The 26653-nt window shown below is 61.4% G+C and carries 17 protein-coding genes; 12 read left to right on the top strand and 5 right to left on the bottom strand.

The window, feature by feature from the left end; genetic code table 11:
- Nucleotides 1-8: 8 nt before the first annotated feature.
- Nucleotides 9-2612, bottom strand: coding sequence for a DEAD/DEAH box helicase (locus tag ACEE43_RS03635; protein WP_449106936.1), 2604 nt, complete (start codon nt 2610-2612; stop codon nt 9-11).
- A 345-nt stretch (nt 2613-2957) separates the two neighbouring features.
- On the opposite strand from ACEE43_RS03635, the gene ACEE43_RS03630 reads away from it, so the two are divergent.
- The 3 genes from ACEE43_RS03630 (at nt 2958) to ACEE43_RS03620 (ending at nt 7068) form a co-directional block, all read left to right on the top strand.
- Nucleotides 2958-4607, top strand: a complete 1650-nt coding sequence (locus ACEE43_RS03630; RefSeq protein ID WP_237198843.1) for an ABC transporter transmembrane domain-containing protein — start codon at nt 2958-2960, stop codon at nt 4605-4607.
- Nucleotides 4600-6342 (top strand): ABC transporter ATP-binding protein, encoded by a 1743-nt coding sequence (locus ACEE43_RS03625; RefSeq protein ID WP_449106935.1) that lies wholly within the window; start codon nt 4600-4602, stop codon nt 6340-6342. The genes ACEE43_RS03630 and ACEE43_RS03625 overlap by 8 nt, the downstream gene beginning before the upstream one ends.
- A gap of 96 nt (nt 6343-6438) precedes the next feature.
- Nucleotides 6439-7068: a cation transporter gene (locus ACEE43_RS03620; RefSeq protein WP_449106934.1), complete on the top strand. Its 630-nt coding sequence runs from the start codon at nt 6439-6441 to the stop codon at nt 7066-7068.
- Nucleotides 7069-7117: 49 nt separating this feature from the next.
- On the opposite strand, the gene ACEE43_RS03615 is transcribed toward ACEE43_RS03620, so the two are convergent.
- Complete coding sequence (locus ACEE43_RS03615) at nt 7118-8626, bottom strand: L-lactate MFS transporter (protein ID WP_449106933.1); 1509 nt, start codon at nt 8624-8626, stop codon at nt 7118-7120.
- A gap of 238 nt (nt 8627-8864) precedes the next feature.
- Here ACEE43_RS03615 and ACEE43_RS03610 point away from each other — a divergent pair, with 238 nt between their 5' ends.
- Nucleotides 8865-10574, top strand: a complete 1710-nt coding sequence (locus tag ACEE43_RS03610; RefSeq protein ID WP_237185594.1) for a formate--tetrahydrofolate ligase — start codon at nt 8865-8867, stop codon at nt 10572-10574.
- Between the two features lie 133 nt (nt 10575-10707).
- Here the strand turns inward: ACEE43_RS03610 and ACEE43_RS03605 are convergent, their stop codons facing one another.
- From ACEE43_RS03605 to ACEE43_RS03595, 3 genes are all read right to left on the bottom strand, one after another.
- Nucleotides 10708-12321, bottom strand: a complete 1614-nt coding sequence (locus ACEE43_RS03605; RefSeq protein WP_449106932.1) for an alpha/beta hydrolase — start codon at nt 12319-12321, stop codon at nt 10708-10710.
- A gap of 183 nt (nt 12322-12504) precedes the next feature.
- The gene (gene dld, locus ACEE43_RS03600) at nt 12505-14217 is read right to left on the bottom strand and encodes a D-lactate dehydrogenase (protein ID WP_449106931.1); all 1713 of its coding nucleotides are present in this window, start codon (nt 14215-14217) and stop codon (nt 12505-12507) included.
- Nucleotides 14218-14261: 44 nt separating this feature from the next.
- On the bottom strand, nt 14262-14966 hold the full coding sequence (locus ACEE43_RS03595) for an MBL fold metallo-hydrolase (RefSeq protein ID WP_449106930.1): 705 nt from the start codon (nt 14964-14966) through the stop codon (nt 14262-14264).
- A gap of 163 nt (nt 14967-15129) precedes the next feature.
- Between ACEE43_RS03595 and uvrA the strand changes: the two genes are divergently transcribed.
- The 8 genes from uvrA (at nt 15130) to ACEE43_RS03555 (ending at nt 26550) form a co-directional block, all read left to right on the top strand.
- Entirely contained in the window at nt 15130-18003 is a 2874-nt protein-coding gene (gene uvrA / locus ACEE43_RS03590) for an excinuclease ABC subunit UvrA (protein WP_449106929.1), read from the top strand.
- 122 nt (nt 18004-18125) lie between these two features.
- Nucleotides 18126-18812, top strand: a complete 687-nt coding sequence (locus ACEE43_RS03585; RefSeq protein ID WP_449106928.1) for a lysophospholipid acyltransferase family protein — start codon at nt 18126-18128, stop codon at nt 18810-18812.
- Nucleotides 18813-18877: 65 nt separating this feature from the next.
- A complete protein-coding gene (uvrC, locus tag ACEE43_RS03580) occupies nt 18878-20866 on the top strand; it encodes an excinuclease ABC subunit UvrC (RefSeq protein WP_449106927.1) in 1989 nt (662 codons plus the stop codon).
- A 47-nt stretch (nt 20867-20913) separates the two neighbouring features.
- Entirely contained in the window at nt 20914-21804 is an 891-nt protein-coding gene (rapZ, locus tag ACEE43_RS03575) for an RNase adapter RapZ (protein ID WP_431464335.1), read from the top strand.
- A complete protein-coding gene (locus ACEE43_RS03570) occupies nt 21804-22826 on the top strand; it encodes a gluconeogenesis factor YvcK family protein (RefSeq protein WP_449106926.1) in 1023 nt (340 codons plus the stop codon). Before rapZ ends, ACEE43_RS03570 begins: the two co-directional genes overlap by 1 nt.
- Nucleotides 22827-22888: 62 nt before the next feature.
- On the top strand, nt 22889-23869 hold the full coding sequence (gene whiA / locus ACEE43_RS03565; RefSeq protein WP_237212037.1) for a DNA-binding protein WhiA: 981 nt from the start codon (nt 22889-22891) through the stop codon (nt 23867-23869).
- Between the two features lie 302 nt (nt 23870-24171).
- Nucleotides 24172-25176 (top strand): type I glyceraldehyde-3-phosphate dehydrogenase, encoded by a 1005-nt coding sequence (gap, locus tag ACEE43_RS03560; RefSeq protein ID WP_237185603.1) that lies wholly within the window; start codon nt 24172-24174, stop codon nt 25174-25176.
- A gap of 150 nt (nt 25177-25326) precedes the next feature.
- The gene (locus ACEE43_RS03555; protein WP_449106925.1) at nt 25327-26550 is read left to right on the top strand and encodes a phosphoglycerate kinase; all 1224 of its coding nucleotides are present in this window, start codon (nt 25327-25329) and stop codon (nt 26548-26550) included.
- Nucleotides 26551-26653: the final 103 nt, after the last annotated feature.

Here is a 26653-nt window from a genome sequence, read left to right as displayed (position 1 = left end):
CTGGGAAACTAGAAAGCCCCCACACTCTCAATCAGCACCACGGGCGCGCCTTCCTCGTCGGAGGCGTCCAGGTCGACCCTGGCGACAATCCCGAAATCGTGGTTGTCATCGGGGTCGGCAAAGACCTGGCGTACCTTCCACACCCCGGGGTGCTCAGCCGTGTCGTCATCAATCTCAATCAGGCGCGGGGAGCGGGCCTCGGCGTCCGTATAGATATCCTCGTACTCCTCAAAGTAGTCGTCCATCGCTTCAGCCCAGCGGTCGGCGTCCCAACCCGAGCGCTCGCCGTCCAGTTCGCCCAGCAGGCGGTCGCGCTCGTCCGCAAAAAGCTCAACCCGGCGGAAGAGAGCATTGCGCACCATCACCTTAAAGGCGCGGACGTTGCTTGTCACCTTGGGAGCCGACTCAGCAACGAGCTCTTCAAGAGAGTCCTGCACAGGGGTGCCTTCCTCGCCGGCAGCCAGGCGCTCCCACTCGTCCACCAGGGATGAGTCGGTCTGGCGGATGACCTCGCCCAGCCACTCAATCACGTCGGTGAGCTCATCGGTCAGGGCAGATAGGGGCACGGTCTGGCGCAGGGCCTTGTAAGCGTCCGACAGGTAGCGCAGCAGAATACCCTCGGAGCGCTCCAGCCCGTAGAACTGGATGTAGTCGCCAAAGCCCATGGCCCGCTCGTACATATCGCGCACCACGCTCTTGGGTTCTACCTCAAACTCCTTCATAAAGGGAGCGCCCGCCGAGTAGGTCTCAAAGGCCTGTTCTAGCAGGTCAGCCAGGGGCTGTGGGTAGGTGATTTTGTCGAGCTCAGCCATACGCTCGTTGTAGTCGAGCCCCTCAGCCTTCATCTCGGCCAGGGCCTCACTCTTAGCCTTCTTCTCCTGGCCAATCAGCACCTGGCGGGGCTTTTCCAGGGTGGACTCAATCACCGAGACCGCATCGAGAGCGTAGGACTCCGACTCCTTATCAAGCAGAGACAGCGAAGCCAGCGCGAAGGGGGAGAGCGGCTGGTTCAGGGCGAAGTTCTCCTGCAGCGAGACGGTCAGGCGCACGGTGCGGCCGAACTCGTCGGGCTCCGGCAGGCGCTCCACCACGCCCCCGTTGAGTAGCTCCCGGTAGATGCCAATCGCCTTGCGCTTGAGGGCGCGCTGCTTAATCGGCGGCTCGTGGTTGGCGGTGAGGAAGAGCATGACGGTCTCAAAGGGGTCAGCCTCGCGCTGCAGCATATTGAGCATCATGGAGTGGGTCATCTGGAAGGACGAGGTCAGCGGCTCGGGTTCTGCGGCAATAATCTGCTCGAAAGTCTTGTCGCTCCACGCCACAAAGCCCTGCGGGGGCTTCTTCTTTTTACCCCGCAGCGACTGGGCCATCTTCTTCTCATCCCCGTTGAACTTTTCCCGGGCCTTGGCCTCAAGCCGGTCGTTCTCAATCTCGTGTTCGGGGGCCTGAACCACCACGTAACCGGCCGTATCAAAGCCAGCCCGGCCCGCGCGTCCTGCAATCTGGTGGAACTCACGGGACTTCAGGCGGCGGGTGCGCTGCCCGTCAAACTTCGAAAGGGCAGTTACGAGCACCGTGCGGATGGGGACGTTAATACCCACACCCAGCGTATCGGTACCGCAAATGACCTTGAGCAGACCCGCCTGGGCTAGCTGCTCCACCAGGCGGCGGTACTTGGGCAGCATGCCGGCATGGTGAATTCCGATACCGTTCTTGATGTACTTCTGCAGCTGCTTACCGAAGCCCGCCGAGTAGCGGAAGCCGGCGGTCAGCTCGTTGATGCGTTCCTTGTCTTCCTTAGACGCAATAGCCAGGCTCATGAGCGAAGCGGCTGTATCAATGGCCTGAAGCTGAGAGAAATGCACAATGTAGACCGGGGCCTGGTGGGTGCTCACTAGCTCGTCTACCTTCTCAACCAGGGGCTCCCGGGAGTAGGTGTAGTTGAGCGGAATGGGGCGGGTCTCGCTAGTGACCAGGGAGGTTTGCCGCCCGGTGAGCTCCGTCAGCTCACGCTCAAAACGGCTAGTATCGCCCAGGGTTGCGCTCATAAGCAGGAACTGGGCCTGGGGCAGGTCAAGCAGGGGAGCCTGCCAAGCCCAACCGCGCTGGGGGTCAGAGTAGAAATGGAACTCATCCATGACCACCTGGGTCAGATCAGCCCCTTCACCCTCACGCAGCACAATATTGGCAAGAATCTCGGCGGTGCAACAGACGATGGGGGCATCGGCGTTAATAGAAGAATCGCCGGTCACCATACCCACGTTCTCAGCCCCGAAAATCTCGCAGAGATCAAAGAACTTCTCAGACACCAGGGCCTTAATAGGGGCGGTGTAGTAGGAGCGCTGGCCGGTCGCCAGACCCATAAAATGAGCCGCAACCGCCACGGTCGACTTGCCCGACCCGGTAGGGGTCGCCAAAATGACGTTGTTGCCCGCCGCCAAATCAAGCACAGCTTCGTCCTGGGCCGGGTACAGCTGCATACCGCGAGCCTCAATCCAGGCCAGAAAGGCCTCGTAGGCTTCATCGCCCGTGAGCGGGTTAGAGGCAAAATCGCCACGGAAATAGGGCTTGCTGTTATCGGCTAAAGAGGGGGAGAGAAAGGGAAGAATCTTCATGGTTCTTCTAGTTTAATAGACCGGTCAAGATAAAGGCGGGTATGACGCTTGTCAAACCTGCCTAGAGTGTTCTAAGGTAAAGGGCAGAACTTAACCGCATATCTAGCTCACGAAAGGAGGCCCGCGAAATGAATAATCGACCTATTCCCTTCAACAGCCTCCCCGTGGGTAGACACATCGATGGTGCGCTCGCTTCTAGCCCGACTGCCGGTTAGACGAGTACGATAACCTGACGTAGACACACCTATCGGGGCAAGCGAACCCGGTAGGTATTTTTATGCCCTGCGGGTTTTTCCCTCACACACGACCTGCACACCCGCACGCACACGCTGAAAGAGTAGCCTGATGACTGAGATGACTGACGAGATAAAGACGCCCAAAGAAAAAGTTAAGTTCCGTATCGCCCCGCCGGGTTTCCGCTGGCGACCCCTCTTCTTTCTGCCCTTTCCCCTCGATATTCTGACCTCCCTCGCCCTGGTCTTCCTGCCGGTTCTGGTGGGCACGATTATTGACCTGCATACCTCCGGCGATGAGGTAGCTGCCTGGCGGCTGGTCTGGCTGTTAGTGGGCGTAGTGGTCTACCTGTCGATCGTTGAATTTGTGGGCTGGGGCATCACCTTTAGGGTAGTAGCCCGCATCGAGAGGGACTGGCGGCTCTACATCGCCCACCTAATCTCCCGCAGCCCCAACCGCGATACCGGTGCCCTCATTGCGATTTTGAATAAGGACGCCCGGGCAATGGCCGAGATGTGGGAGCCCATGATTATGGCTTTTTCTGCGGTGGGCGTGACCGCCCTGGGCACCTGGCAGCTCTGGCGCATTAGCCCGGCGATTGCGGTGGTGGCTCTGGGCGGGCTGATTCTCACCATGCTGACCCTCACCTGGATTTCCAAACTCTTGGAAAAGCACGCGGATATTTTCCGTGACAAGGTGGGGGTGTCTACCTCCCGGGCTTCAGATATTGCCTCTTCGATTCGCACTATTTTGGGCTTGGGCGCCCAGCGCCGCATGATGGACCGCTACGGGGCAACGGCCCAGGATGTCTACACCTCCCAGATCCGCCTGGAGAGCGTGCAGACCTGGTCTTATGCAGTGCGTAATTTTCTGGTAGGTACCGTAACCTGGGTAGTAATCGCCCTGGCCCTGCGTGGGGCTGCCCCTGAGGGCACCTGGATAACAGAGGTACCCGCGGGTCAGCTGGTCACAGTGGTTGGTCTGATTAACACCCTAACCGGCCCCATCTGGTCGGTGGAGATGCTGCTCTTTGACTGGCGCAATGCCCGTGTTGCCCTCAAGCGTGTAGATAGACTTGCGGCTGAGGTTGAGGGTAACTCTCAGGTAGAGGGTAAGGACGCCCCCGCCCCGGCGACCAGCGCCGCAGCAGGGCAGGCGCTGGTTGAGGTTCCCCGGGCCAGCACCCCGGTTCACTACATCAACCCGCGCGAAGCCGGGTTGCCAGCCCAGGACTACGCCGAAGCTCTGACCGAAGCCCTACGCCAAACTCAACCTGCCCCGGGCAGGGAGCAGGCGGCGGGCGTCCTCGCCGGGGGTGAGCGTGTGCTTCTTTCGGAACCCAACCCCATGATTTTTGCCGGCTCCCTGGCTGACCACCTGCAGATGGGCACCGAGGGGCTGAGCCGGGAACGCATGATTGAGCTGCTGAAGCTCACCGACTCCGAAGAAATCGCTTTCCGACTCGGTGGCCGCGACCCCGAAAAATACCTGGCCAGTACCCTGGCCTCAGAAGGCACCAACCTCTCTGGTGGCCAGCGGCAGCGCCTTGCCCTAGCCCGGGCACTGGCCCAGCCGGCGTCTGTGCTGGTGCTCACCGAACCGCTGAACTCGGTGGACGAACCCAGCCAGAAGTTCATCTTGAACCAGCTCGAAACCCATACGGGCCAGCCCGGCCCTCTCGAACACATCCGCCAGATTTACCTGGTCTCAACCACCATGGAGGTTGAGCGACGACTGAAAGCAGGTGAGGCCCGTGGCTAACCTCCTTCCCATAACCGACGGTAAGACCACCTGGCGGCTGCTGGCTCGGTCCATTCTCAAGACCCCCTGGCAGCTTGCTCTGCTGGTGTTGCTGTTTGTAGCTAGTTCCGTGGCAACCCTGATTACCCCCATCATGGTGGGGCAGCTCATTGACCGGGCTACCACCGGGCAGCTGACCGGCTACCCCTGGGCAGAGCTGGCGGTTATCGGTGCTGCTGTGCTGGCCGGGGCCCTGCTGGCCCGCGCCTGGACCTTCCAGGGCCAGAAAATGGGTGTGCGTCTCAACCGCGACCTGGGCATTGACCTGGTCGGGGCCTCCCTGCAGTTGGACGCCCAGACCGTTGAGGATGCCGGCTCCGGCGACCTGGTAGCCCGCCTGACCGACGACGTCGACAGCGTGCGCCAGGTACTGGCCACCGGCCTGCCGGAATTCGCCCATATCAGCATCTACATGCTGATTACCGCAGCTACCATCTTCACCGTCAACCCGGCCATCGGCCTGGTGACCGTGCCCATGTTTATCGTGATGACCATCGTGCTTTCGATTTTCCTACCCCGGATTGCCAAGCTCACCCGGGAAAAGACCGAGGCGGTCAGCGACCTGACCGTGGTAGCAACCGAAAACATTCGCGGTGCTGGGACCGTTGAAGAGCTGGGGATCAGTGAGGCCCGTGCCCGGGTGCAGGATGAGCGCATCTGGAAAACCTTTGAGGTCAGCGATCGCATGGTTGTGGTGCGCTCCATCTTCTGGGCCGTGGACGCCTTCAACTCCTTCCTACCCCTGGTGCTCTCCATGGTCTGGGGCGCCTACTGCGTGGAGCAGGGGTGGGCTACCTGGGGCGACGTTGCAACCGCCTCTATCATGCTCTTCACTATGCGCGACAACTCGGATATCTTCACCTTCTGGCTCGACCGCCTGCGCGAAATGACCGTCACCATGGGGCGTGTCTTTGGTGTTATTGACCTGTCGAACCAGCAGCAGGCCCGCCGTGCCGCCGGGCAGGTATCTGCCCCGGCGCACCTGCCCGGGCAGGGCGCGTCCGCCCCGGTCATTAGTCTGCAGGGCGTGACCTACGGGTACGACCCGGACGCCCCCGTGATTAAGGGGGTTGACCTGCAGCTGGCGGCGGGGGAGAGCCTTGCCCTGGTAGGGCGCTCCGGCTCGGGTAAGACCACCCTTGCCCGCCTGATTGCCGGGTCGCTCACCGCAGATAGCGGCACCGTGCAGGTCGGCAGTCAGCTAGTGGGCAACGGTTTGTACCCCACCCAGCCCGATGCCAGCGGACGCCCCGCCCTGCTCATCTGCACCCAGGAGGCCCACGTCTTTGTCGGCTCCCTGGCCGAGAACATGACCGTGGCAGCCCCCGACGCTAGCACCGAGCAGATGCTCACCGCCTTACGGGCGGTCGGCGCGACCTGGGTCGATGACCTGCCCGAGGGGCTGGAGAGCCGGGTCGGCGGCGGTAGCACAGAGCTCACCCGCGACCAGATTCAGCAGCTGGGTCTAGCCCGCATTGTGGCTGCCAACCCCCACGCGGTGATTCTGGATGAATCAACCACCCAGCTGGAACTGGCGGACGCCCGCCAGTCCCTGGCCGCGGTAATGCAGGGCCGGGCCGTCATCATCATCTCCCACGATGCCCGCATCGCCTCACTGGCTGACCGGGCCGTGCTCCTTGAAGACGGTGAGCTGGTTGCAGAGGGGGCCCCGGCAGAAATCTTTGCCCGCGCCTAAGAAACCTCACAGGTCTAAGACGTCTGGGCTTCATTCACCCTGGCTAAGCTGCCGCCCCGCCCGAGACCCCGGGCGGGGCGGTGCTAATCTAGACCTGTGAGTTCATCTAAGCCCCTAATCGACCCCGTCCACCTGCGCCGCGCCGTCCTGCTGGTTGCCGGTCTCAACCTTGCCTACTTCTTCATCGAGGGAGCTATCGCCCTGGCCATTGGCTCGGTCAGCCTGCTGGCCGACAGCGTAGATTTCTTCGAGGACTTCGCGGTCAATACTCTCATTGCAATCGCCCTGGGCTGGTCGCTGACCTGGCAGGCGAGGGCGGGGAAGGCGTCCGCCCTCATTATCCTGCTCCCGTCCCTGGCGGCTGTCTGGCAGATCGTGGCTAAATTCCCTGACCCCGGCGCCCCCGATGCGCTCGCCCTCTTCGTTACTGCGGGTGGCGCTGTGGTGGTTAACCTCATCTGTACCCTGATTCTGGCTCGTTTCCGTGCCGGTGCCGGGTCGCTCACCGCAGCCGCCTTTTTGGCAGCTCGCAACGATGTGCTCATCAACCTCGCTATCATCGTCGTAGCCGGTCTCACCGCCTGGGTAGGTAGCGGCTGGCCTGATCTGGTACTTGGTGCCCTCATCCTGGTGCTAAACCTGGGGGCTGCCAAGGAAGTATGGGAAACCGCCCAGGAGGAATCGCTGGCTGCCAAGGCCTTAGCTGGCGACCTCGACGACGACTAAGGCCCTGCCCTGAACTCGCGGGGAGCTCTCAGAGCAGGGCCTCTGGTCTTTAGCTAAAAAGCGCCAGCGAGCGGATTACGGTCTGGGCTAAACCATAGACCAAGCCGCTTGTGACGAGTAGGGTCAGGGCCCAGGCTGCCAGGGTATGCAGCGGGCCACCGGCGTTGACCTTAATTTGCTGGTCGGAGGTACCTAGCTTCCCGTGGCCCGCCAGCTTGGCCATGTCCTTTTCTGAGGCATGGTGCTTCTCGTTCACCGGCTTGACCAGCAGGTTGGCGATGAACCCGATAGCCAGCACGCCCACCATGATGAAGAGGGAAGGTTGGTAGAGCTCGGCACCCGAGGCATCAGGGTTGCCGCCGCGTACGGTGTCCTGAACCAGGTTGACGATGAGCGGCCCAGCAATGCCCGCAGCTGACCAGGCGGTTAGCAGACGGCCGTGGATGGCCCCTACCTGGAGGGTGCCAAACATATCGCGCAGGTAGGCCGGGATAGTGGCAAAGCCACCGCCGTAGAAGGAAATGATGATGAAAGCGGTAGCGATGAAGAGCACCAGACTGACGTTACCGAAGAGCGCCCAGATGATGTAGAGGGCCAGCCCCACACCTAGGTACATGACGTAGATGTTCTTGCGGCCGATGATATCTGAGGTTGATGACCAGATGAAGCGGCCACCCATGTTGCCCAGGGACAGCAGACCGACGAAGCCGGCTGCCGCCGCGGCGGAGATGGGGAAGTAGGACTGAATCATGGGGGAGGCTGATTCCAGCAGACCGATACCGGCGGTGACGTTGGTGAATAGTACCGTCCAGAGCAGCCAGAACTGGGGCGTGCGGATAGCCTGGGCTGCGGTGACGTTCTTATTGGTGCGCATGGTGTTGGGCTTCTGCTGGGACGGGTCGAACCCGGCGGGCTTCCAGTCGGGGTGGGGGACCCTGATGACGAAAGCGCCCAGCAGAATAATAAGAGCGTAGGAGGCAGCGAGAACCAAGAATGAGGGGACGAGCGCTGAGGCCTGTTCTGTCTTTTCGGCTGAGCCTGAAAAGAGTTCCATGAGCTGGGCTGATACGGGAGAAGCGATGAGCGCACCGCCGCCGAACCCCATGATGGCAAGCCCGGTGGCCATGCCCGGGCGGTCAGGGAACCACTTCATGAGGGTAGATACCGGGGAAATATAGCCCAGCCCCAGACCAACGCCGCCGAGCGCACCGTAACCCAGGAAAACTAACCACAGCTGGTTGGTGGTCACGCCCAGAGACGCGATGAGAAAGCCTAGAACCCAGCAGGTTCCCGCAGTGAGCATCGACTTGCGGGGCCCAACCCGCTCCACCCAGGTACCGCCGATGGCCGCTGAGATGCCCAGCATAGCGATGGCAAGAGAGAAGACCCAGCCCACTGCGGTTTCGGTCGAGCCAAAGTGGGTGACCAGCTGGGTCTTGAAAACTGACCAGGCGTAGACCTGCCCGATGCAGAGATGAATGGCGAGTGCTGCTGGTGCCATGAACCAGCGGTTAAAAGTGACGGGCGCGATGATGGCTGACCTATCAAGAACTGACATGAAGCTTTCCTCTGAGATGTATGTCTGCTGGCGAAATTCAATGTGTAGTGATGCGCTCAACATTACCTCATGCCGACGGCTGAAGTGTGCTACCTCTCCTAGGATGGCGGGCCTGGTAACTCTTCTAAAATTTTGAGTATTCCTTGAGATGTGTTGAGTGTGCTGGGTCTGCAAAACATGACTCAGGGCACTAAACTGGGTGGTGGCAGATAAGCTAGTAAACAAGGAAGTTCACATTATGAGCAAGCCCTTCCCCTCTGATCTTGAAATCGCCCAGGCAGCGACCCTGCAGCCGATTACCGAGATTGCCGCAGCGTCTGGCATCAATGAAGATCGCCTAGAGCCCTACGGCAAGTACGTTGCCAAAGTACAGCTGACCGACGACACCACCGCAGAAAAGGCTCTGGCTCGTGGCTCTAAGTACATCGTGGTCACCGCCGTTACCCCCACCCCTCTCGGTGAAGGTAAGACCGCAACCTCGGTCTCCCTGGCCCAGGGTATGGCAGCAACCGGCCGTAAGGCCATGCTGACCCTGCGTCAGCCCTCCATGGGCCCCACCTTCGGCATCAAGGGCGGCGCAGCAGGCGGCGGCTACTCCCAGATCGTCCCTATGGAGAAGCTCAACCTGCACCTGACCGGTGACTTCCACGCCGTCACCGCAGCCCACAACCTGCTTGCTGCCATGATCGACAACCACCTGCACCATGGCAACGAACTGCGCATCGACACCCGCGCCATCACCTGGCGCCGCGTCATCGACATGAACGATCGCGCCCTGCGCAACATCGTTATCGGTCTGGGCGAGCGCATGGACGGCGTGCCCCGCGAAACCGGCTTCGACATCACCTCAGCCAGCGAAATCATGGTGATTCTTTCGCTCTCCACCAGCTTCGCCGACCTGCAGGAGCGCTTGGCCAAGATCGTGATTGGCCTCAATGTGGACGGGGACCCCGTCACCGCAGCCGACCTCAAGGCCGACGGTGCTATGGCCGTCATCCTGGCTGACGCTATCAATCCCAACCTGCTCCAGACCCTTGAGAAGACCCCCGCCCTGATTCACGCGGGCCCCTTCGGCAACATCGCCACCGGTAACTCCTCGGTTGTCGCTGACTACGTTGGTCTTGAACACGCCGACTATGTGATTACCGAGGCCGGCTTCGGCGCAGACATGGGGGCGGAGCGCTTCTTCAACGTCAAGTGCCGCGTCTCCGGCCTCAAGCCGGACGCCGCCGTCCTGGTGGTCACCGTCCGCTCCCTCAAGTCCCACTCGGGCCGCTACAAGATTGTGCCCGGCAAGCCCCTGCCCGAGGGCCTGCTGGCAGAGAACACTGAGGACGTCGAGGCGGGCGCCGCTAACCTGCTCAAGCACATCGAGATTGTGCGCTCCTTCGGCGTGCAGCCGGTGGTTGCTATCAACGCCTTCCCCACCGATTTCGAGTCAGAACACGAGACGATCCGCCGCATTGCCGAGGAGGCAGGCGCTCGCGTGGCGATTCACCGAGGCGTTGCCGAGGGCGGTAAGGGCGTGACTGAGCTGGCGGACGCTGTCGCAGCCGCCTGCGATGATGTGAGCGAGCTGACCTACACCTACGAGGACGAAGACAGCCTGACCACCAAGATTGAGAAGGTCGCCACCAAGGTCTACGGGGCGGACGGTATTGAGGTCGCCCCGGCTGCGGCCAAGCAGCTGGCCCGCTACGAGGAGCTGGGCTACGGCAAGCTGCCGGTCGTCATTGCTAAGACCCACCTGTCCATCTCGGCTGACGCCTCGCTGAAGGGTGCTCCGACCGGTTGGACCCTGCCTGTGCGCGAGGTGCGCCTGGCTGCCGGTGCCGGTTATGTTTACGCTATCTGCGGTACTATGCGTACCATGCCGGGCCTGGCCAAGTCCCCGGCTGCTGAGCGAATTGGTTTTGACGAGAACGGCACCATGGTCGGCCTCTTCTAAAATGATGCTTATTTATTAGGGTAGGTGGAGCAGGCTCACAGCGAAGCTGCTGGCTCGGTGGCTGGCGTGAATCGCTTGTGAGCGAAGCGAACCAGCGAGAGGGTCGGCAGCGAGCGTGAGCCTGCGGAACCTCCTATGAATAAGCCTCTGGGGCGTCCGGCTGGCACACGGTACCGTCCTTGGGAACGGTGCCGTCGACCAGGTAGGCGGTCGCCAGCTCATCGACGCAGGTAGAGCGGCCGGAGAAGGACGCCCCGTGGCCAGTCCCTTCCAAGGTTACGAAGGAAGCCTTCCCCAGCTGACGGGCCAGCTCCTTACCGTGCTGGTAGGGGGTGGCGTGGTCACCGGTAATGCCGATGACCAGCAGGTCGGTTGAAACCTTCGAAGCGTCGAAAGACGTCGTGATATCGGTGCCGGTCGCGGGCAAAACCGCACAGTCGAACTCGGTAAACTCAGCCAGCACCTCATCGGTGATCTCGGGGCCGCCAATGAACTCGGGAACGCCCATCTCCTTCATATGAGCCAGCAGGGCCTCCACGTCCGGAGTCTTAGGCTTAGAGGGGCACACCACCAGCTGCCCGGCCGTATCAATCTCAGCGCTGTTATGCGCAATCATCTGAGCCAGGGCGTCTACAGCTTCCTTATCTCCGGCCTTGGCTTTACCCAGCAGGTCCAGGCCGTCCCCCTGCATGACGTCCGGCCCGTAGAGCTGGCTGGTCAGGTAATCACGCAGCTCCAAACCGGTAATTTCGGTGCCGTCACTGGCCACCAGGGGCTTATCGGTCAGGGATTTCTGGTAGTCGAGCATCTCGCGCTCGCTGGTGAAGGGGCAGGTCACGGCTTCACCTTCTGAGGTGGTGAGGTCGGAGCATCGGTCTGCCAGGGCACCCACAGCTTTCGATACCGCCACCATCTGGTCGTAGTTGTGGGTCAGGGCACCCCACTGGGCATTTTCAGCCGAGTCGAGCACCATGCGTCCTGCCTTCTCGGGGAAGAGGGTGGCGTAGGTGGCCCCCAGCATGGTGCCGTAGGAGTAGCCCAGGTAGTCAAGGCGCTCGCCCCCAGCTAGGGAGCGGAGCAGCTCCATATCGCGGGCTACCTGGGAGGTGCCCATGTAGTTGGCAACCTCTGAGCTGGCGGCGCATTCGGCAAGCTGTACGGCGGCAACTTCAGAGTCTGACTCGCACACCACGGGGGAGGACGCCCCAATACCGCGCGGGTCAAAACCCCAGAGCTGGTGGCTTTCCAGCACGGGTGCAAAAGAGGGGTCGGTTGCCAGCGACATGGCGTGCTGAATACCGCCGATGCCCGGCCCGCCGGGGTTGGTGAAGAGGGGCATCTGCTGGTCGCTGCCGGCAGAGACGGTGCGGCTGACGGCAAGGTCAAGGGTGCGGTTATCGTCCGGGTCTCCCCAGTTGAGCGGGGCGGTGACGGTGCCGCACTCGTAGTTGGCGTAGTCGAAGCCGGTTTCTTTCAGCAGTTCTTCGTTCTCGGGGGAGAAGCCGCTGTGCTCGGCGGTGCACTCGCCCCAGGTGATGGTCTGCTCGTAGAAGTTTTCAAAGTTTTCCCGCTGCCAGCTGGCCCCGTGGGCACGGTCGGTTGCGGGGGCGAGGGCCTGGTCTGACGGCTGCTGGGCAGAAGGGACGCTGAGGCTACAGCCTGCCAGGGCTAGGGTGCTGGCGGTCAGGACGGCTGTGGTGAGGTAGGCGGCGCGGCGTCGGGCCGGTTGGTGCTGGAGTATGGTCACGGCTGTCTTCTTTCGACGGTTGAGCCTGTTGCCTGCGCGGCGTGTGGGTCGCGCAGGCAACAGACCGAACCTGGTGAGAATGGTTTTCATGTGTCTGTAAAAACCAGTGTAGTCTCACACCTGTCTTAAGAAATCAGCCGTCAGGATGAACCTGTTCCCCGCCTACAGGCGGATAAACGGTAACTAGGCCCAGTCCTTCTTGGGGGAGGTGCCACCGATACCGGCGTTGAAGGTGTTGGTGGGGTCAAGCTCCTTAAAGTGCTCCACCATAGCTTCGGGCATGTGGTAGAGACGCCCATAGTTGTGCTCAGCCGGCAGCTTGGCGCCACGGGCCTCGAGCAGCTCCTGGATATCATCGTGCAGCTTATGGGGGTCAACGCCCTTCTTAGCGACGTAGTCCTGGTGCATGACGTGGCAGAAGAAATGGCCGTAGTAGGCGGTAACATCCAGCTGGCTAGCAATTTCAGGGGGCAGGACTTCTAGCCAGTCCCAGTCATCGCGGCGCAGGGCAACATCGATGGGGATGAGCTCGCCCAGCTCCTTGCGCTTCATACTGGCGTAGCGGGTGGCGGCGCTGGCAGCGCCGAAGCGGTGAAGGTTGGCGCTCTGTGCCTCGTCCGCCGTGCAGATGAAGAAGTCACCCTCGTGCTCTGGAGCCGCGAAGAAGTCCTTAAGCATGGTTTCGGTCGCCTGCTTCTGGGCCTCGCTGACGGTGAGCAGCAGGTGGTGTTCGAAGCGGTCGCGGTACTCCAGCATACGCTTGGGCAGCTGGCTGGGGACCAGGTCGAAGAAACGCTGGGAGACGGTGTCTGCGAAGGTGGGGCCGATGCCCGGAACCTTACCGAAGACCCCGTTAGCCCAGGTCTTGAAGGCAAACATGCGGGTCTGCAGGGCAGAGCTCATGTACTTGAGGAAAACGAAGGTGTCTTTGCCGTACTTTTCTGCCAGGTCGAAGGCACTACGGCCCATGTACTCACCCGAGATGGGTAGGGGCATGTCGGCTTCGAGGAAGATGCGGCGGATTTCTTCGAGCTCGCGAGGGTTGTGGGTGCCGATGTAGAACATGGCGGGGTTCTTCTCGAGCGGGAAGGTGCGGGTTCGCACGGCAAAGACCATGATTTTGCCAGCGGATCCGGACGCCTCAAACAGGTACTCGGGGTTGGAGTTGTAGCGGGCGGGGGTCGGCTCCATCTTGCGCAGGTGGGCGGCGTACTCGGTTTCGCTGCTGTCGGCAGGGGCGGGGGTGACGTCGTCCGCCGACCAGGCGCCGCGCTGCAGGCGGTCGAGGGCGACCTCGGGGTCATCGCCCAGGGAGATGCCCAGGTGGTTGACCAGCTCGACCTTGCCTTCTTCGGTGACGCGGGCGTAGATGGCTTCGCGTGTGAAGGCCGGGCCCTTACGAATCTGGCTGCCGCCGGAGTTATTGGCGATACCGCCGATGACCGAGGCACCGATGGAGGTGGACCCGATCACCGAGTGGGGTTCGCGGCCGTGTGGTGCCAGTTCTTCGGTCAGGTGGGTGAGGGTGGCGCCCGCCAGGGAGATGGCCTCGTGGGCGTCGTTAATCAGGTGCACCTGGTTGATGAGGTGGGTTGAGATGAGCACGATGGGGCGGTCGTAGTCCTGGAAGCCGGGGCCGGAACCGCCGGTCAGACCGGTGTTAGAGGCCTGGGGAATTACCATGAGGTTGTGGTCGACGCAGACCTGGAGCGCCTTCCACATCTGTACCAGGGTGGTGGGGCGGAGGACGGCAAGCAGGGGGCCGCCGCCGAAGCGGTAGCCCTTGCTGTAGGGCATGGTCGCGTGCTCTGCGGTGAGCACATGGTCGGCGCCCACAATATCCTTGAATGCCGCGAGGGCCTGCTGATGGGCTCCTGAGTTTGCTGGGGAGGTCATCTCACATCTTTCTGTCGAGTGTTAGTGCTTCTACTTTGATTCTATTACCAACCCCGCTCCTTCCACGAAGGCAGCTGGGGGCGTTCCTTGCCCAGGGTGGTGGAGTCGCCGTGGCCCGGCAGCACCAGGGTGCTATCGTCAAAGCGGCCGAAGATGCGCTCTGAAACATCGGCAAAGAGCTGCTCAAAATCCTGGGGAGAGTTGGTCTTGCCCACCCCGCCCGGGAAGAGCGAATCCCCGGTGAACAGCAGAGCCCGCTTACCGGCGTCCGCACCCTCAGATGCCCGCAGGGCCAGGGCAATTGAACCCGGGGTATGCCCGCGCAGGGCAATCACCTCAAGCTCAATACCGGCTAGGGTCAGGCGCTCGCCGCCCACCAGGCGTTCTTCAACCTCTACGCCTTCCTGCTCGGCGATAGCCTCAGCATCGGGGGCGCCGCAGTAGGTTGCCGGGTCCCAAGCTTCAACAGCATCGGACAGGGCGCGGATATGGTCCCAGTGGGAATGGGTGGTCACCAGGGTGCGGACGACGCCTCCCGTCTGGCCATGGGCAGCGGGGGAGTCGGCGGCGGCAGCCTGCTGAGCGAAGGTATTGATGGTGGGAAAATCGTCCGCGGCGTCAATCAGCACCTGCCCACCGCTTGCCCGGTGGGTCAGCAGGTAGACGTTGTTTTCCATCTCCGATACCGCAATGGACCGCACGGTCAGGGCATCGGACTCAAAAATCAGGGTATTGGCTAGGTCACTCATGGCCCCATTCTAGGCCTTCATTCCGCCTTTGTACCATGCCCTGCCCGTTTTAAGCCCTCAGAATGAGCAGGAGGCGGTACAAACCGGGAGGGGGAGACGCTTTCATCGGCCACTCAAAGACTATAGAATATATCTTCGAAACAATCTCTTAGATAGGTGACTCATGGCAGGCTCAGCCACACAACCCACCGGCAACGACCTCACCCATATCCGTGTGCAGGGTGCCCGCGAAAACAACCTCAAAAACGTCGACCTCGACATCCCCCGCGACGCCATGGTCGTCTTTACCGGCCTCTCCGGGTCGGGCAAATCCTCCCTTGCCTTCGACACCATCTTCGCCGAGGGCCAGCGCCGCTACGTCGAATCCCTCTCCTCCTACGCCCGCATGTTCCTGGGCCAGGTCGACAAACCCGACGTTGACTTCATCGAGGGCCTTTCACCGGCCGTCTCCATCGACCAGAAATCTACCTCTAAGAACCCGCGTTCAACCGTCGGCACCATCACCGAAATCTACGACTACATGCGCCTACTCTGGGCGCGCGTGGGCCACCCCCACTGCCCCGAATGCGGCGAGGAAATCTCCAAGCAGTCCCCCCAACAAATCGTTGATACCCTCATGGACTACCCCGAGAAAACCCGCCTTCAGGTGCTCGCCCCCGTCGTCTCAGCCCGCAAGGGCGAGTTCGTCGACCTCTTCAAAGAACTCTCCACCGCCGGCTACGCCCGCGCCCGCGTGGACGGCGAGGTCATCCAGCTCACCGACCCGCCCAAGCTTGAAAAGCAGTACAAACACACCATCGAGGTAGTCGTTGACCGTATCGCCATCAAGGAGAGCGTCCACCAGCGCCTGACCGACTCCGTCGAAACCGCGCTTGGGCTCGCCGACGGCAAAGTACTCATCGACTTCGTGGACGAGGACGCCGACGCCCCGTGCCGCACCCGCTCCTTCAGCGAAAACCTGGCCTGCCCCAACGGTCACCCCCTGGCCGTCACCGAGGTAGAACCCCGCGCCTTCTCCTTTAACTCGCCCTTTGGCGCCTGCGCCGCCTGCGACGGCATCGGCTCCACCCTTGAAGTAGACACCGACCTGATCGTGCCCAACCCCGACCTCTCCCTGGCCGAGGGAGCCGTCGCCCCCTGGGCCACCGGCAAGGCAACCAGCGAATACTGGCTGCGCCTGCTCGCCGGTCTGGCCGACGAACTCGACTTCGACCTCGCCACCCCCTTCAAAGACCTTCCCGCCAAGGTCAAAAAAGCTATCCTGAACGGCAAAGACTACAAGGTCACCGTCGCCTACAAAAACCGCTTCGGCCGCGAACGCCGCTACACCTCCGGCTTCGAGGGCGCCAGCGCCTACATCAAACGCAAGTACGAAGAAACCGAATCAGACTGGTCAAAAGACCGCTACGAACAGTACATGCGAAAGGTCGCCTGCACCTCCTGCAACGGCGCCCGCCTCAACCCCACCATCCTGGCCGTCACCGTCGGCGGCAAGTCGATTGCCGACGTCACCGACATGCCTATGCGCGAAGCACTCACCTTCATGCGCTCGCTGACCCTGAGTGAGCGCGAGGCTAAGATTGCTGAGCTGGTGCTCAAAGAAATTGATGCCCGCCTGCAGTTCCTGCTTGATGTGGGCCTGGACTACCTGAACCTGGCACGCTCAGCGGGTACCCTCTCGGGTGGCGAGGCCCAGCGTATCCGCCTGGCAACCCAGATTGGCTCCGGCCTGGTGGGCGTGCTCTACGTGCTGGACGAACCCTCCATCGGCCTGCACCAGCGCGATAACCGCCGACTGATTGAAACCCTCACCAAGCTGCGCGATATGGGCAACACCCTCATCGTGGTGGAGCACGACGAAGACACAATGAAGGAAGCCGACTGGATCGTGGACGTCGGCCCCGGCGCTGGTGAGCACGGCGGCCAGATCGTGCACTCGGGTACTTTCGCTGAACTCCTTGAGAATAAAAACTCCGTGACAGGTGACTACATGGCCGGACGCCGCGCCATCACGGTGCCCGCCACCCGCCGTCCGGTTGACCCCAAGCGCACCATCAAGGTTATTGGGGCCCGCGAAAACAACCTCAAGAACGTAGATGTCGAGTTCCCCCTGGGCGTGCTCACCGCCGTCACCGGCGTCTCCGGTTCGGGCAAGTCCACCCTGGTCAACGATATTCTCTACACCTCCCTGGCAAATAAGCTCAACGGTGCCAAGCAGGTGCCGGGCCGTCACAAGACCATTACCGGCCTGGAGCACCTCGACAAGATTATCCACGTGGACCAGTCACCCATCGGTCGCACCCCGCGTTCAAACCCGGCGACCTATACCGGCGTCTTCGACCACATCCGCAAGCTCTTTGCAGAAACCACGGAAGCCAAGATGCGCGGCTACCAGCCCGGTCGTTTCTCCTTCAACGTCAAGGGCGGACGCTGCGAAGCCTGCTCGGGCGATGGTACCCTCAAGATTGAGATGAACTTCCTGCCCGACGTCTACGTGCCCTGTGAGGTCTGCAAGGGTAAGCGCTACAACCGCGAGACCCTCGAAGTGCACTACAAGGGCAAGACTATTGCCGACGTCCTTGAAATGCCGGTCTCTGAAGCCGCCGAATTCTTCGCCGCTTTCACCAAGATCTCGCGCTATCTTGACACCCTGGTGGACGTGGGACTCGGCTATGTGCGTCTGGGCCAGTCAGCGACCACCCTCTCCGGTGGTGAGGCTCAGCGCGTCAAGCTGGCCACCGAACTGCAAAAGCGCTCCAACGGCCGGTCCATCTATGTGCTGGATGAACCGACCACCGGTCTGCACTTTGAGGATATCCGCAAGCTCCTGGGTGTGGTTCAGGGCCTGGTTGATAAGGGCAATACCGTCATTACGATCGAGCACAACCTCGACGTCATCAAGAGCGCTGACTGGCTGATTGATATGGGCCCCGAAGGTGGCGACGGCGGTGGCACCGTGCTGGCAACCGGTACCCCCGAGCAGCTGGCAACCGTTCCCGAATCCCACACCGGCCGCTTCCTAGCTGAGATGCTCTAGGGCAGCAGCACCCCGCCGGGGTATGCTAAATAGGTCAAAACAGCCCTAAAATTTCAAAAAGCATACCCCGGGTGGGGTGCCTGCCACGGTAGGCCCCGCCAGCTGTGCACCAAGGAGTTCTCATGTCCCTCAAATACAAGGCAACTCAAAAGACCGTCGAAGCCCTGCTCCGTACCGTCTTCCGCGCCCGCGTGACCGGCCTTGAGAACTTCCCCGCTGAGGGCCCCGTCATCGTTGCTTCCAACCACCTGGCCTTCCTCGACTCGGTGATAATCTCAGCCCTCATGCCCCGTCGAGTTGCCTTCCTCGCCAAGTCTGAGTACGTCAACTCACCGGGTCTCAAGGGCAAGGCCATGAAGATCCTCTTCCAGGTCATCGACATTATTCCGGTCAACCGCACCGACAAAAAAGAGTCCATGAAGGCCCTCGAAACCGCCCTCGACCGCCTCAACGAGGGCAAGGTCTTCGGTATCTACCCCGAGGGCACCCGCTCCCGCGACGGCTACCTCTATAAGGGAAAAATCGGGGTGGCCTGGCTGGCTCACATGACCGGGGCCACCGTAGTGCCTATCGGCCTGATTGGTACCGATAAGATTCAAAAGCCGGGCTCCAACATGGTCTACCCTCACCGTTTTACGGTGCGGGTGGGGGAGCCCATGACCTTCGAAAAACTGGGGGAGCGTATGAGCGGCAAGCAGCGCCGCCAGACCACCGACCAGATTATGGACGCTATCGCCCAGCTCTCTGGCCAGCCCCGCAAAAACGAATACAACGTCTCACCGTCAGCAGAACGCGACGGGGGAATCTAGCCCAGCATCCAGCGCGGGCTAGAGGTTCCTGCCGCTCCTGACCTAGCTCAAAGGACCTGATACACGTGGCCGATCCTGCCTCCTACCGCCCGGCGTCTGGCGAAATCCCCACCAATCCCGGGGTCTACCGCTTCCGCGACGAGGTGGGGCGTATTATCTACGTGGGCAAGGCCAAGAACCTGCGCAACCGCCTGAACTCCTATTTTGCCCGCGTAGATTCCCTGAGCCCCAAAACCTACGCTATGGTGCACACGGCCGCCTCGGTGGAGTGGACGGTGGTGGGCAGCGAGCTCGAATCGCTGCAGTTGGAGTACACCTGGATCAAGGAATACAAGCCCCGTTTCAACATCGCCTTCCGCGATGATAAGTCCTACCCCTACCTGGCTGTCACCCTTAAAGACCGCTTCCCGCGCGCCCAGGTCATGCGCGGGGAAAAGAAGAAGGGGGTGCGCTATTTTGGCCCCTACTCCCAGGCATGGGCTATCCGCGAAACCCTTGACGCCCTCTTGCGGGTCTTCCCGGTGCGCACCTGCTCAGCCGGCGTTTTCAACCGGGCGCAGGCGTCCGACCGCCCCTGCCTGCTGGGCTACATCGACAAGTGCGCCGCCCCCTGCGTGGGTAGGGTGAGCCGCGAAGACCACCAGAAAATTGCTGAGGACCTGTGCTCGTTTATGGCCGGGGGAGCCGAGAAGTTCATTGCCGACCTGACCCGGCAGATGAAGGACGCCGCCGCCGACTTTGATTTTGAAAAGGCGGCCCGCCTGCGCGATGACATCGAAGCCCTGACCAAGGCTTTTGAACGCAACGCCGTGGTGCTGCCCGATTCGGTGAATGCCGACCTGTTCAACTTTGTTGAAGATGACCTAGAAGCTGCGGTGCAGGTGTTCTACGTGCGGGCGGGGCGCATCCGCGGCCAGCGGGGCTGGATCGTTGAGAAGGTCGAAGACTCCACCCCCGAAGCCCTGGTCGACCATCTACTGGTTCAGGTCTACGGCGAAGCCGCTGCCGCCCTGGCCGCTGGGTCAACCGAGGAAGAGATCAATCACAACCTCAACGAGATACCCCGCCACATCAACGTGCCGGTTCTACCCGAAAACCACAAGAAGCTCGAAGAATGGCTCTCGGGTGTGCGCGGAGCCAAGGTGACCATTAGTGTGCCCCAGCGCGGCGACCGGGTTGAGCTGATGGCAACCGTTGCCGAGAACGCCAAACAGGCCCTGACCCTGCACAAGACCCGACGGGCAGGGGACCTCACCACCCGCTCGGCCTCCCTGGTGGAGCTCCAAGAGACCCTGGAGCTGCCCGAAGCCCTCATGCGCATCGAGTGCTACGACATCTCCCATGTGCAGGGCACTAACGTGGTGGCCTCCATGGTGGTCTTTGAGGACGGCCTGCCCAAGAAGAGCGACTACCGCAAGTTCTCCATTACCGGGGACGCCGCCCGCGACGATACCGCCAGCATGTACGACGTCATCTACCGACGCTTCCGCCGCTATCTCACCGACGAGGCCCCAGGGGCCCGGGTGCGGGCGTCCGGTCAAATCAGCGACGAGGACCTGCACACCAAGGAACCGGCCAAGTTCGCCTACCCGCCCAACCTGGTCGTGGTGGACGGTGGCCAGCCCCAGGTTGCCGCCGCCACCCGGGCCCTCGAAGACCTGGGAATTACCGATATCTATGTGGTCGGTATCGCCAAGCGACTCGAAGAGCTCTGGCTTCCGGGCGACGACTTCCCCGTCATCCTGCCCAGAACCTCTAATGCCCTGTACCTGATTCAGCGTATTCGCGATGAGGCCCACCGCTTCGCTATCACCTTCCACCGCTCTAAGCGGGGTAAAGAAATGGTCAAATCAGCACTCGACACCGTACCCGGGCTGGGCCCTGCCAAACGCGAAGCCCTCATCAAACACTTTGGCTCTCTCAAACAGCTTTCAGAAGCGAGCGCTGAGGAGCTGCAGGCCGTGCCCGGCATCGGCCCGGCCATGGCACAGAAAATTCTGGAGCGTTTCACACCGGGTGCTGAGAGCGACCCCAAGAATGAAGCTGTGCACTAAGCTAGAACTACCACCCCAATAATTTGTGGAAGCGAGAGATCCCACCCATGTCACCCACCTCCAGCGAGCAGACCGTCAAGCCGCAGATTCTCGTGATTACCGGTATCTCGGGAGCCGGCCGATCCACAGCAGCCAACACCCTCGAAGACGAGGGCTGGTACGTGGTTGATAATATTCCCCCTCAGATGCTCGGTTCTCTGGCCCAGCTGGTCAAAGACTCACCGGGAAAACTCCCCAAAGTAGCTGTGGGTATCGATATTCGTGCCCGTCGCCAGCTGGCCGACCTGCCTGAAGCTATCAATAAGCTCCGTGCCTCAGATATCGACTTCTCCATGCTCTTCATGGACGCTGCCGATAAGGACATCATCGCCCGCTACGAGGCCCAGCGCCGCCCCCACCCCCTGCAGCAGGGTGGGCTTGTAGCTGAGGCAATTGCCGAAGAACGCCGTATCTTTGCCGGGCTGCAGGAGGAAGCGGACTACATCATCGACACCTCCGGCATGAACGTCCACCAGCTGGCAAAAAAGGTGCGCGAAACCTACGCCCCGGGCAAGGAGCGTCTGGTTAACATCACCGTCATGAGTTTCGGCTTTAAGTACGGTACCCCCTCAGATGTGCACTACATGGCCGATATGCGCTTTATTCCTAACCCCCACTGGGTACCAGGTCTGCGCGCCCAGACCGGGCAGGACGCCGCCGTCCGCGACTTTGTTTTTGCCCAGGACGGCACCGAAGAGTTCATCAGCAACTACATCGCTGCACTACAGCCCGTTATCGCTGGCTACCGCCGCGAAGGAAAGCTGTACGCTACCTTTGCCATCGGCTGCACCGGGGGTAAACACCGCTCGGTTGCCGTGAGCGAAGAGGTCGCCCGCCGCCTGAGCGAAATGGAAGATGTAAACATCTCCGTGCACCACCGCGACATGGGGCGTGAATAATGTCTGAGGCAACTCGTATGAGCCGTTTCCCCGAAACCGGTCTGCTACCCATCACCACCCAGGGGCACGATTTGCCCGTGCGCGTCACTGCCCTGGGTGGCGGCCACGGGCTCTACGGTTCCCTTTCTGCCCTCAAGCTCATCACCACCGCCCTCACCGCCGTGGTAACCGTGGCGGACGACGGGGGTTCCTCGGGTAAGCTCCGCGAAGAGCTGGATGTGCTGCCACCCGGAGACCTGCGCATGGCTCTTTCGGCCCTGTGCGACGATACCGACTGGGGGCACACCTGGCGCGACGTCATGCAGCACCGCTTCACTCCTCGAAGCCCGGAACGCCCTACCTCCCTCAATAACCACGCTCTGGGTAACCTGCTGATTGTCACCCTCTGGGAGCTCCTGGACGACACCATCGCCGGGCTGGACTGGGCCGGGGCCCTACTCAACGCCCGCGGGCGAGTGCTGCCCATGGCGACCTCGCCCCTGATTATTGAAGGCGATATCGTCACCACCAACGATCACGGGGTGACCTTCCGCGATACTGTCCAGGGCCAGGCAACCCTCGCCAAGGCAGGGCGTGTGGACAAGGTCCGCCTGCTCCCCGAGAACACCGAAGCCTGCCCGGACGCCGTCCGCGCGGTGCACGAGGCCGATTGGGTGGTGCTAGGGCCGGGTTCTTTTTACACCTCCCTGCTCCCGCACCTGCTCCTGCCCGGCCTGCGCGACGCCATACTCAACACCAGCGCCCAGATTTGCCTGGTCATGAATCTGGAACTTGACGGCAAAGAAACCCGCGGTATGAGTGCCGCAGACCACCTGCTCGTTTTGCGTGAATACGTTCCAGAAATTAGGGTTAATACAGTTATCGCTGATCCTGCGACCGCAGGAGAGCGCACCACATTTGAAGACGTAGCGGCCCAGCTAGGGGCGAAGGTGCTCTGGGCTGACGTAGCGGAAGCCGACCAACCGGGCGTCCACGACCCCCTTAAACTAGCAGCTGCCTACAAGCACGTCTTCAAACGCTAACGCCGACCACACACCGGCACCCTCGCTTACAAGAGCAGACACTACTTTGGAGGAAGACCCGCATGGCCCTGACGGCATCGGTCAAAGAAGAGCTGGCACACTACGAAGCCACGCGCTCATCCGTGCGCAAAGCTGAGGTGGCCACAATCTTGCGCTTCACGAACGGTCTGCACCTTGTGCAAGGCAAAATCGTGGTCGAGGCTGAAGTTGACCTTGAAACTACCGCAGAGCGCCTGCGCTATAACATCGCCGAAATGTACGGCCATGAGGCTTCCATTACCTCTATCTCGGGTGGCGGGCTGCGCCGGGGCGGACGCTACGTTGTTCGCGTTGATCAGGGCGGCGAAGCGCTAGCCCGTCAGACCGGTTTGCTGGACGGACGCGGTCGCCCCGTCCGCGGTCTACCCCCTGCCGTGGTCAACGGCTCCCTGGCCGATGCTGAAGCTGTCATGCGCGGGGCCTTCCTGGCTCACGGTTCGCTGACCGAGCCCGGGCGTTCGTCCGCCCTGGAATTTACCTGCCCAGGCCCCGAGGCCGCCCTGGCCCTGGTCGGTGCCGCCCGCCGACTGGATGTGATTGCTAAGGCCCGCGAAGTACGCGGAGTAGACCGGGTGGTCGTGCGCGACGGCGAGACCATCTCCCTGTTGCTAGAGCGCATGGGTGCTGTGGACGCCCTCGACAACTGGCGGGAACGCCGCGCCCGTAAAGAGGTTCGCGCGACCGCCAACCGCCTCGCCAACTTCGACGACGCCAACCTGCGCCGTTCAGCCCAGGCCGCTGTCGCCGCCGGTGCCCGCGTTGAACGGGCTTTGGAAATCCTGGGTGATAAGGTACCCGAGCACCTGCGCTACGCCGGTGAGCTGCGTGTTGCCCACAAGCAGGCTTCCTTAGACGAACTGGGCCGCCTGGCTGAACCACCCATGACCAAGGATGCTATCGCCGGCCGTATCCGCCGCCTGATTGCCATGGCCGATAAACGGGCCGCCGAGCGTGGAATCCCCGGCACTGAAGCGGGCGTGAACGGCACAAACCACCTCAACTAGGCTGTGTGGGTTTTTGTTGGTTTGCCCTTTACTGGGTGGTCTTCCTCATGCTCTCACCCGACAAAACCCATATTTCCAGGTCAAAACTGGGGTCAAGCGTCCATAAACACACGCAAGTCCACTTAAAAAACCGACAGAAACACACCAAAACTCACATAAACAGGGTATGATGGTTAACGAACCGGACGAGAGCTCACCCGCTTGAGCTGAAGGAACCACGTTTTCCCAAGTTCGGCGATGAAACGCCAGAACCGGCGTCTCGTCCACCAACGTCACTAACTGTATCTAGGAGTTTGATTTCAGTGACTGTACGCGTAGCTATTAACGGCTTTGGCCGCATCGGTCGTACCTTCTTCCGCGCAGCACAGCAGCACGGCGAAGGCTTCGAAATCGTTGCTATCAACGACCTGACCGACGTCAAGACCCTCGCACACCTGCTCAAGTACGACTCCATCATGGGTCGCTTCGACGGCGAAGTTGCTGTTTCTGAAAACGGCCTGACCGTCAACGGCAAGGAAATCAAGGTTCTGGCTGAGCGCAACCCCGCAGACCTCCCCTGGGCAGACCTCGGCGTAGACGTTGTTCTCGAATCCACCGGCTTCTTCACCGACGGTGAGAAGGCAAAGGCTCACCTCGAAGCTGGCGCCAAGAAGGTTATCCTCTCTGCACCCGGTAAGAACATCGACGGCACCTTCGTTATGGGCGTCAACGACGACCAGTACGATTCAGCCACCATGAACATCGTTTCAAACGCATCCTGCACCACCAACTGCCTGGCACCCATGGCTAAGGTACTGAACGACAAGTTCGGTATCGAGCGCGGTCTGATGACCACCATCCACGCCTACACCGCTGACCAGCGCCTGCAGGACGCCCCCCACTCAGACCTGCGCCGCGCCCGCGCCGCAGCCCTGAACATGGTTCCCACCTCAACCGGTGCAGCAGCAGCTGTTGGCCTGGTTCTGCCCGAACTGAAGGGCAAGCTGGACGGCTTCGCTGTTCGCGTTCCCACCCCCACCGGCTCCATCACCGACCTGACCTTCACCGCTTCACGCGAAGTTACCGTTGAAGAAGTCAACGCAGCCGTCAAGGAAGCAGCTGAGGGCGCTATGAAGGGCATCATCACCTACTCCGAGGAGCCCATCGTCTCCAAGGACATCGAAGGTGAGCCCGTCTCAACCGTCTTCGACGCCCCCCTGACCAAGGTCATCGGCAACCAGGTCAAGGTTATCGCCTGGTACGACAACGAATACGGCTACGTATCACGCCTGGTCATGTTCACCAACAAGGTAGTTGCAGCTCTCTAAGCTGACATCCACCGGTCTTTCATGAGACAGCAATAGGATAGGGTTAGCGGATCCACGCGCACGCGCGCGATTCGCTAACCCTTACCTATACCCAGCACTCACCAGGTGCCCACCCTATTCACCCTCACAAACGATGGAGAGAAAACTCCCATGGCTAAGACTCTTGCAGAGCTTATTGACGGTGGCGTAGCAGGCCGCCGCGTCCTCGTCCGCTCAGACCTGAACGTACCCCTCAAGGACGGTGTCGTCACCGATGACGGCCGCGTCCGTGCCTCCCTGCCCGTCCTCAAGAAGCTCACCGACGCCGGTGCCCGCGTCATCGTCACCGCCCACCTGGGTCGCCCCAAGGGTCAGGTAGACCCCCAGTACTCCATCAAGCCCGCAGCAGAACGCCTGGCAGAACTGGCAGATTTCCCCGTTGCGATCGCAACCGACCTGGTGGGCGATGACGCCAAGGCCAAGGCTGAGGCCCTGAAGGACGGCGAACTGCTGGTCGTTGAAAACGTGCGCTACGACGCCCGCGAAACCTCCAAGGACGACGCCGAGCGCGCCGAATTCGCAGCAGAACTGGCTGCCCTGACCGGCGAGAACGGTGCCTACGTCAACGACGCTTTCGGCGCCGTTCACCGCAAGCACGCCTCGGTGTACGACATCGCCAAGGAACTGCCCGCCTACCTGGGTGACCTGGTCAAGACCGAAGTTGACGTTCTGCAGAAGGTCATCAAGAACCCCGACCGCCCCTTCGTCGTTGTGATGGGTGGCGCTAAGGTTTCAGATAAGCTGGCCGTGATTGACAACCTCATCGGCAAGGCTGACGCCCTGCTCATCGGCGGCGGCATGGGCTACACCTTCGCCAAGGCCCAGGGCTACGAGGTCGGCCAGTCCCTGCTGGAAGAGGACCAGCTCGAGAACTGCAAGCGCTACCTCGAAGAAGCCCCCAAGAAGGGCACCGAGCTGATTATCGCCTCAGACATCGTCTGGTCAGATGACTTCTCCAACGACGCCAACACCGAAATCCGCCCCATCGAAGACCTAACCGGCGGTAAGCTGGGCGCCAAGGCAGAAGGCCTCGATATCGGTCCCGCCACCCGTGAACTCTTCGCCCAGAAGATCAAGGAAGCCAAGCTGGTCTTCTGGAACGGTCCCGTAGGCGTCTTCGAAATCGAAGCCTTCTCAGGCGGCACTAAGGCAGTAGCCGATGCACTCGTTGAATCAGAAGCCTTCTCCATCATCGGCGGCGGCGACTCAGCATCAGCAGTACGCAACCTGGGCTTCTCCGACGACCAGTTCGGCCACATCTCCACCGGCGGCGGTGCCTCCCTCGAATACATCGAAGGCAAGACCCTGCCCGGCCTCGAAGCCCTCGGCGCCTAAAACACCATCCGGTACTAGCCACCGCTAGTACCACCAAGGGGCAGGACGCCGCACCCGCCGCGTCCTGCCCACCCACCTCAAGATTTCGCGAAAGGAACGAGCC

Source organism: Rothia sp. 11254D007BW, from assembly GCF_053548195.1.
Note: the sequence above shows the minus strand (reverse complement) of the source record. Positions and strands in the feature narration are given on the sequence as shown.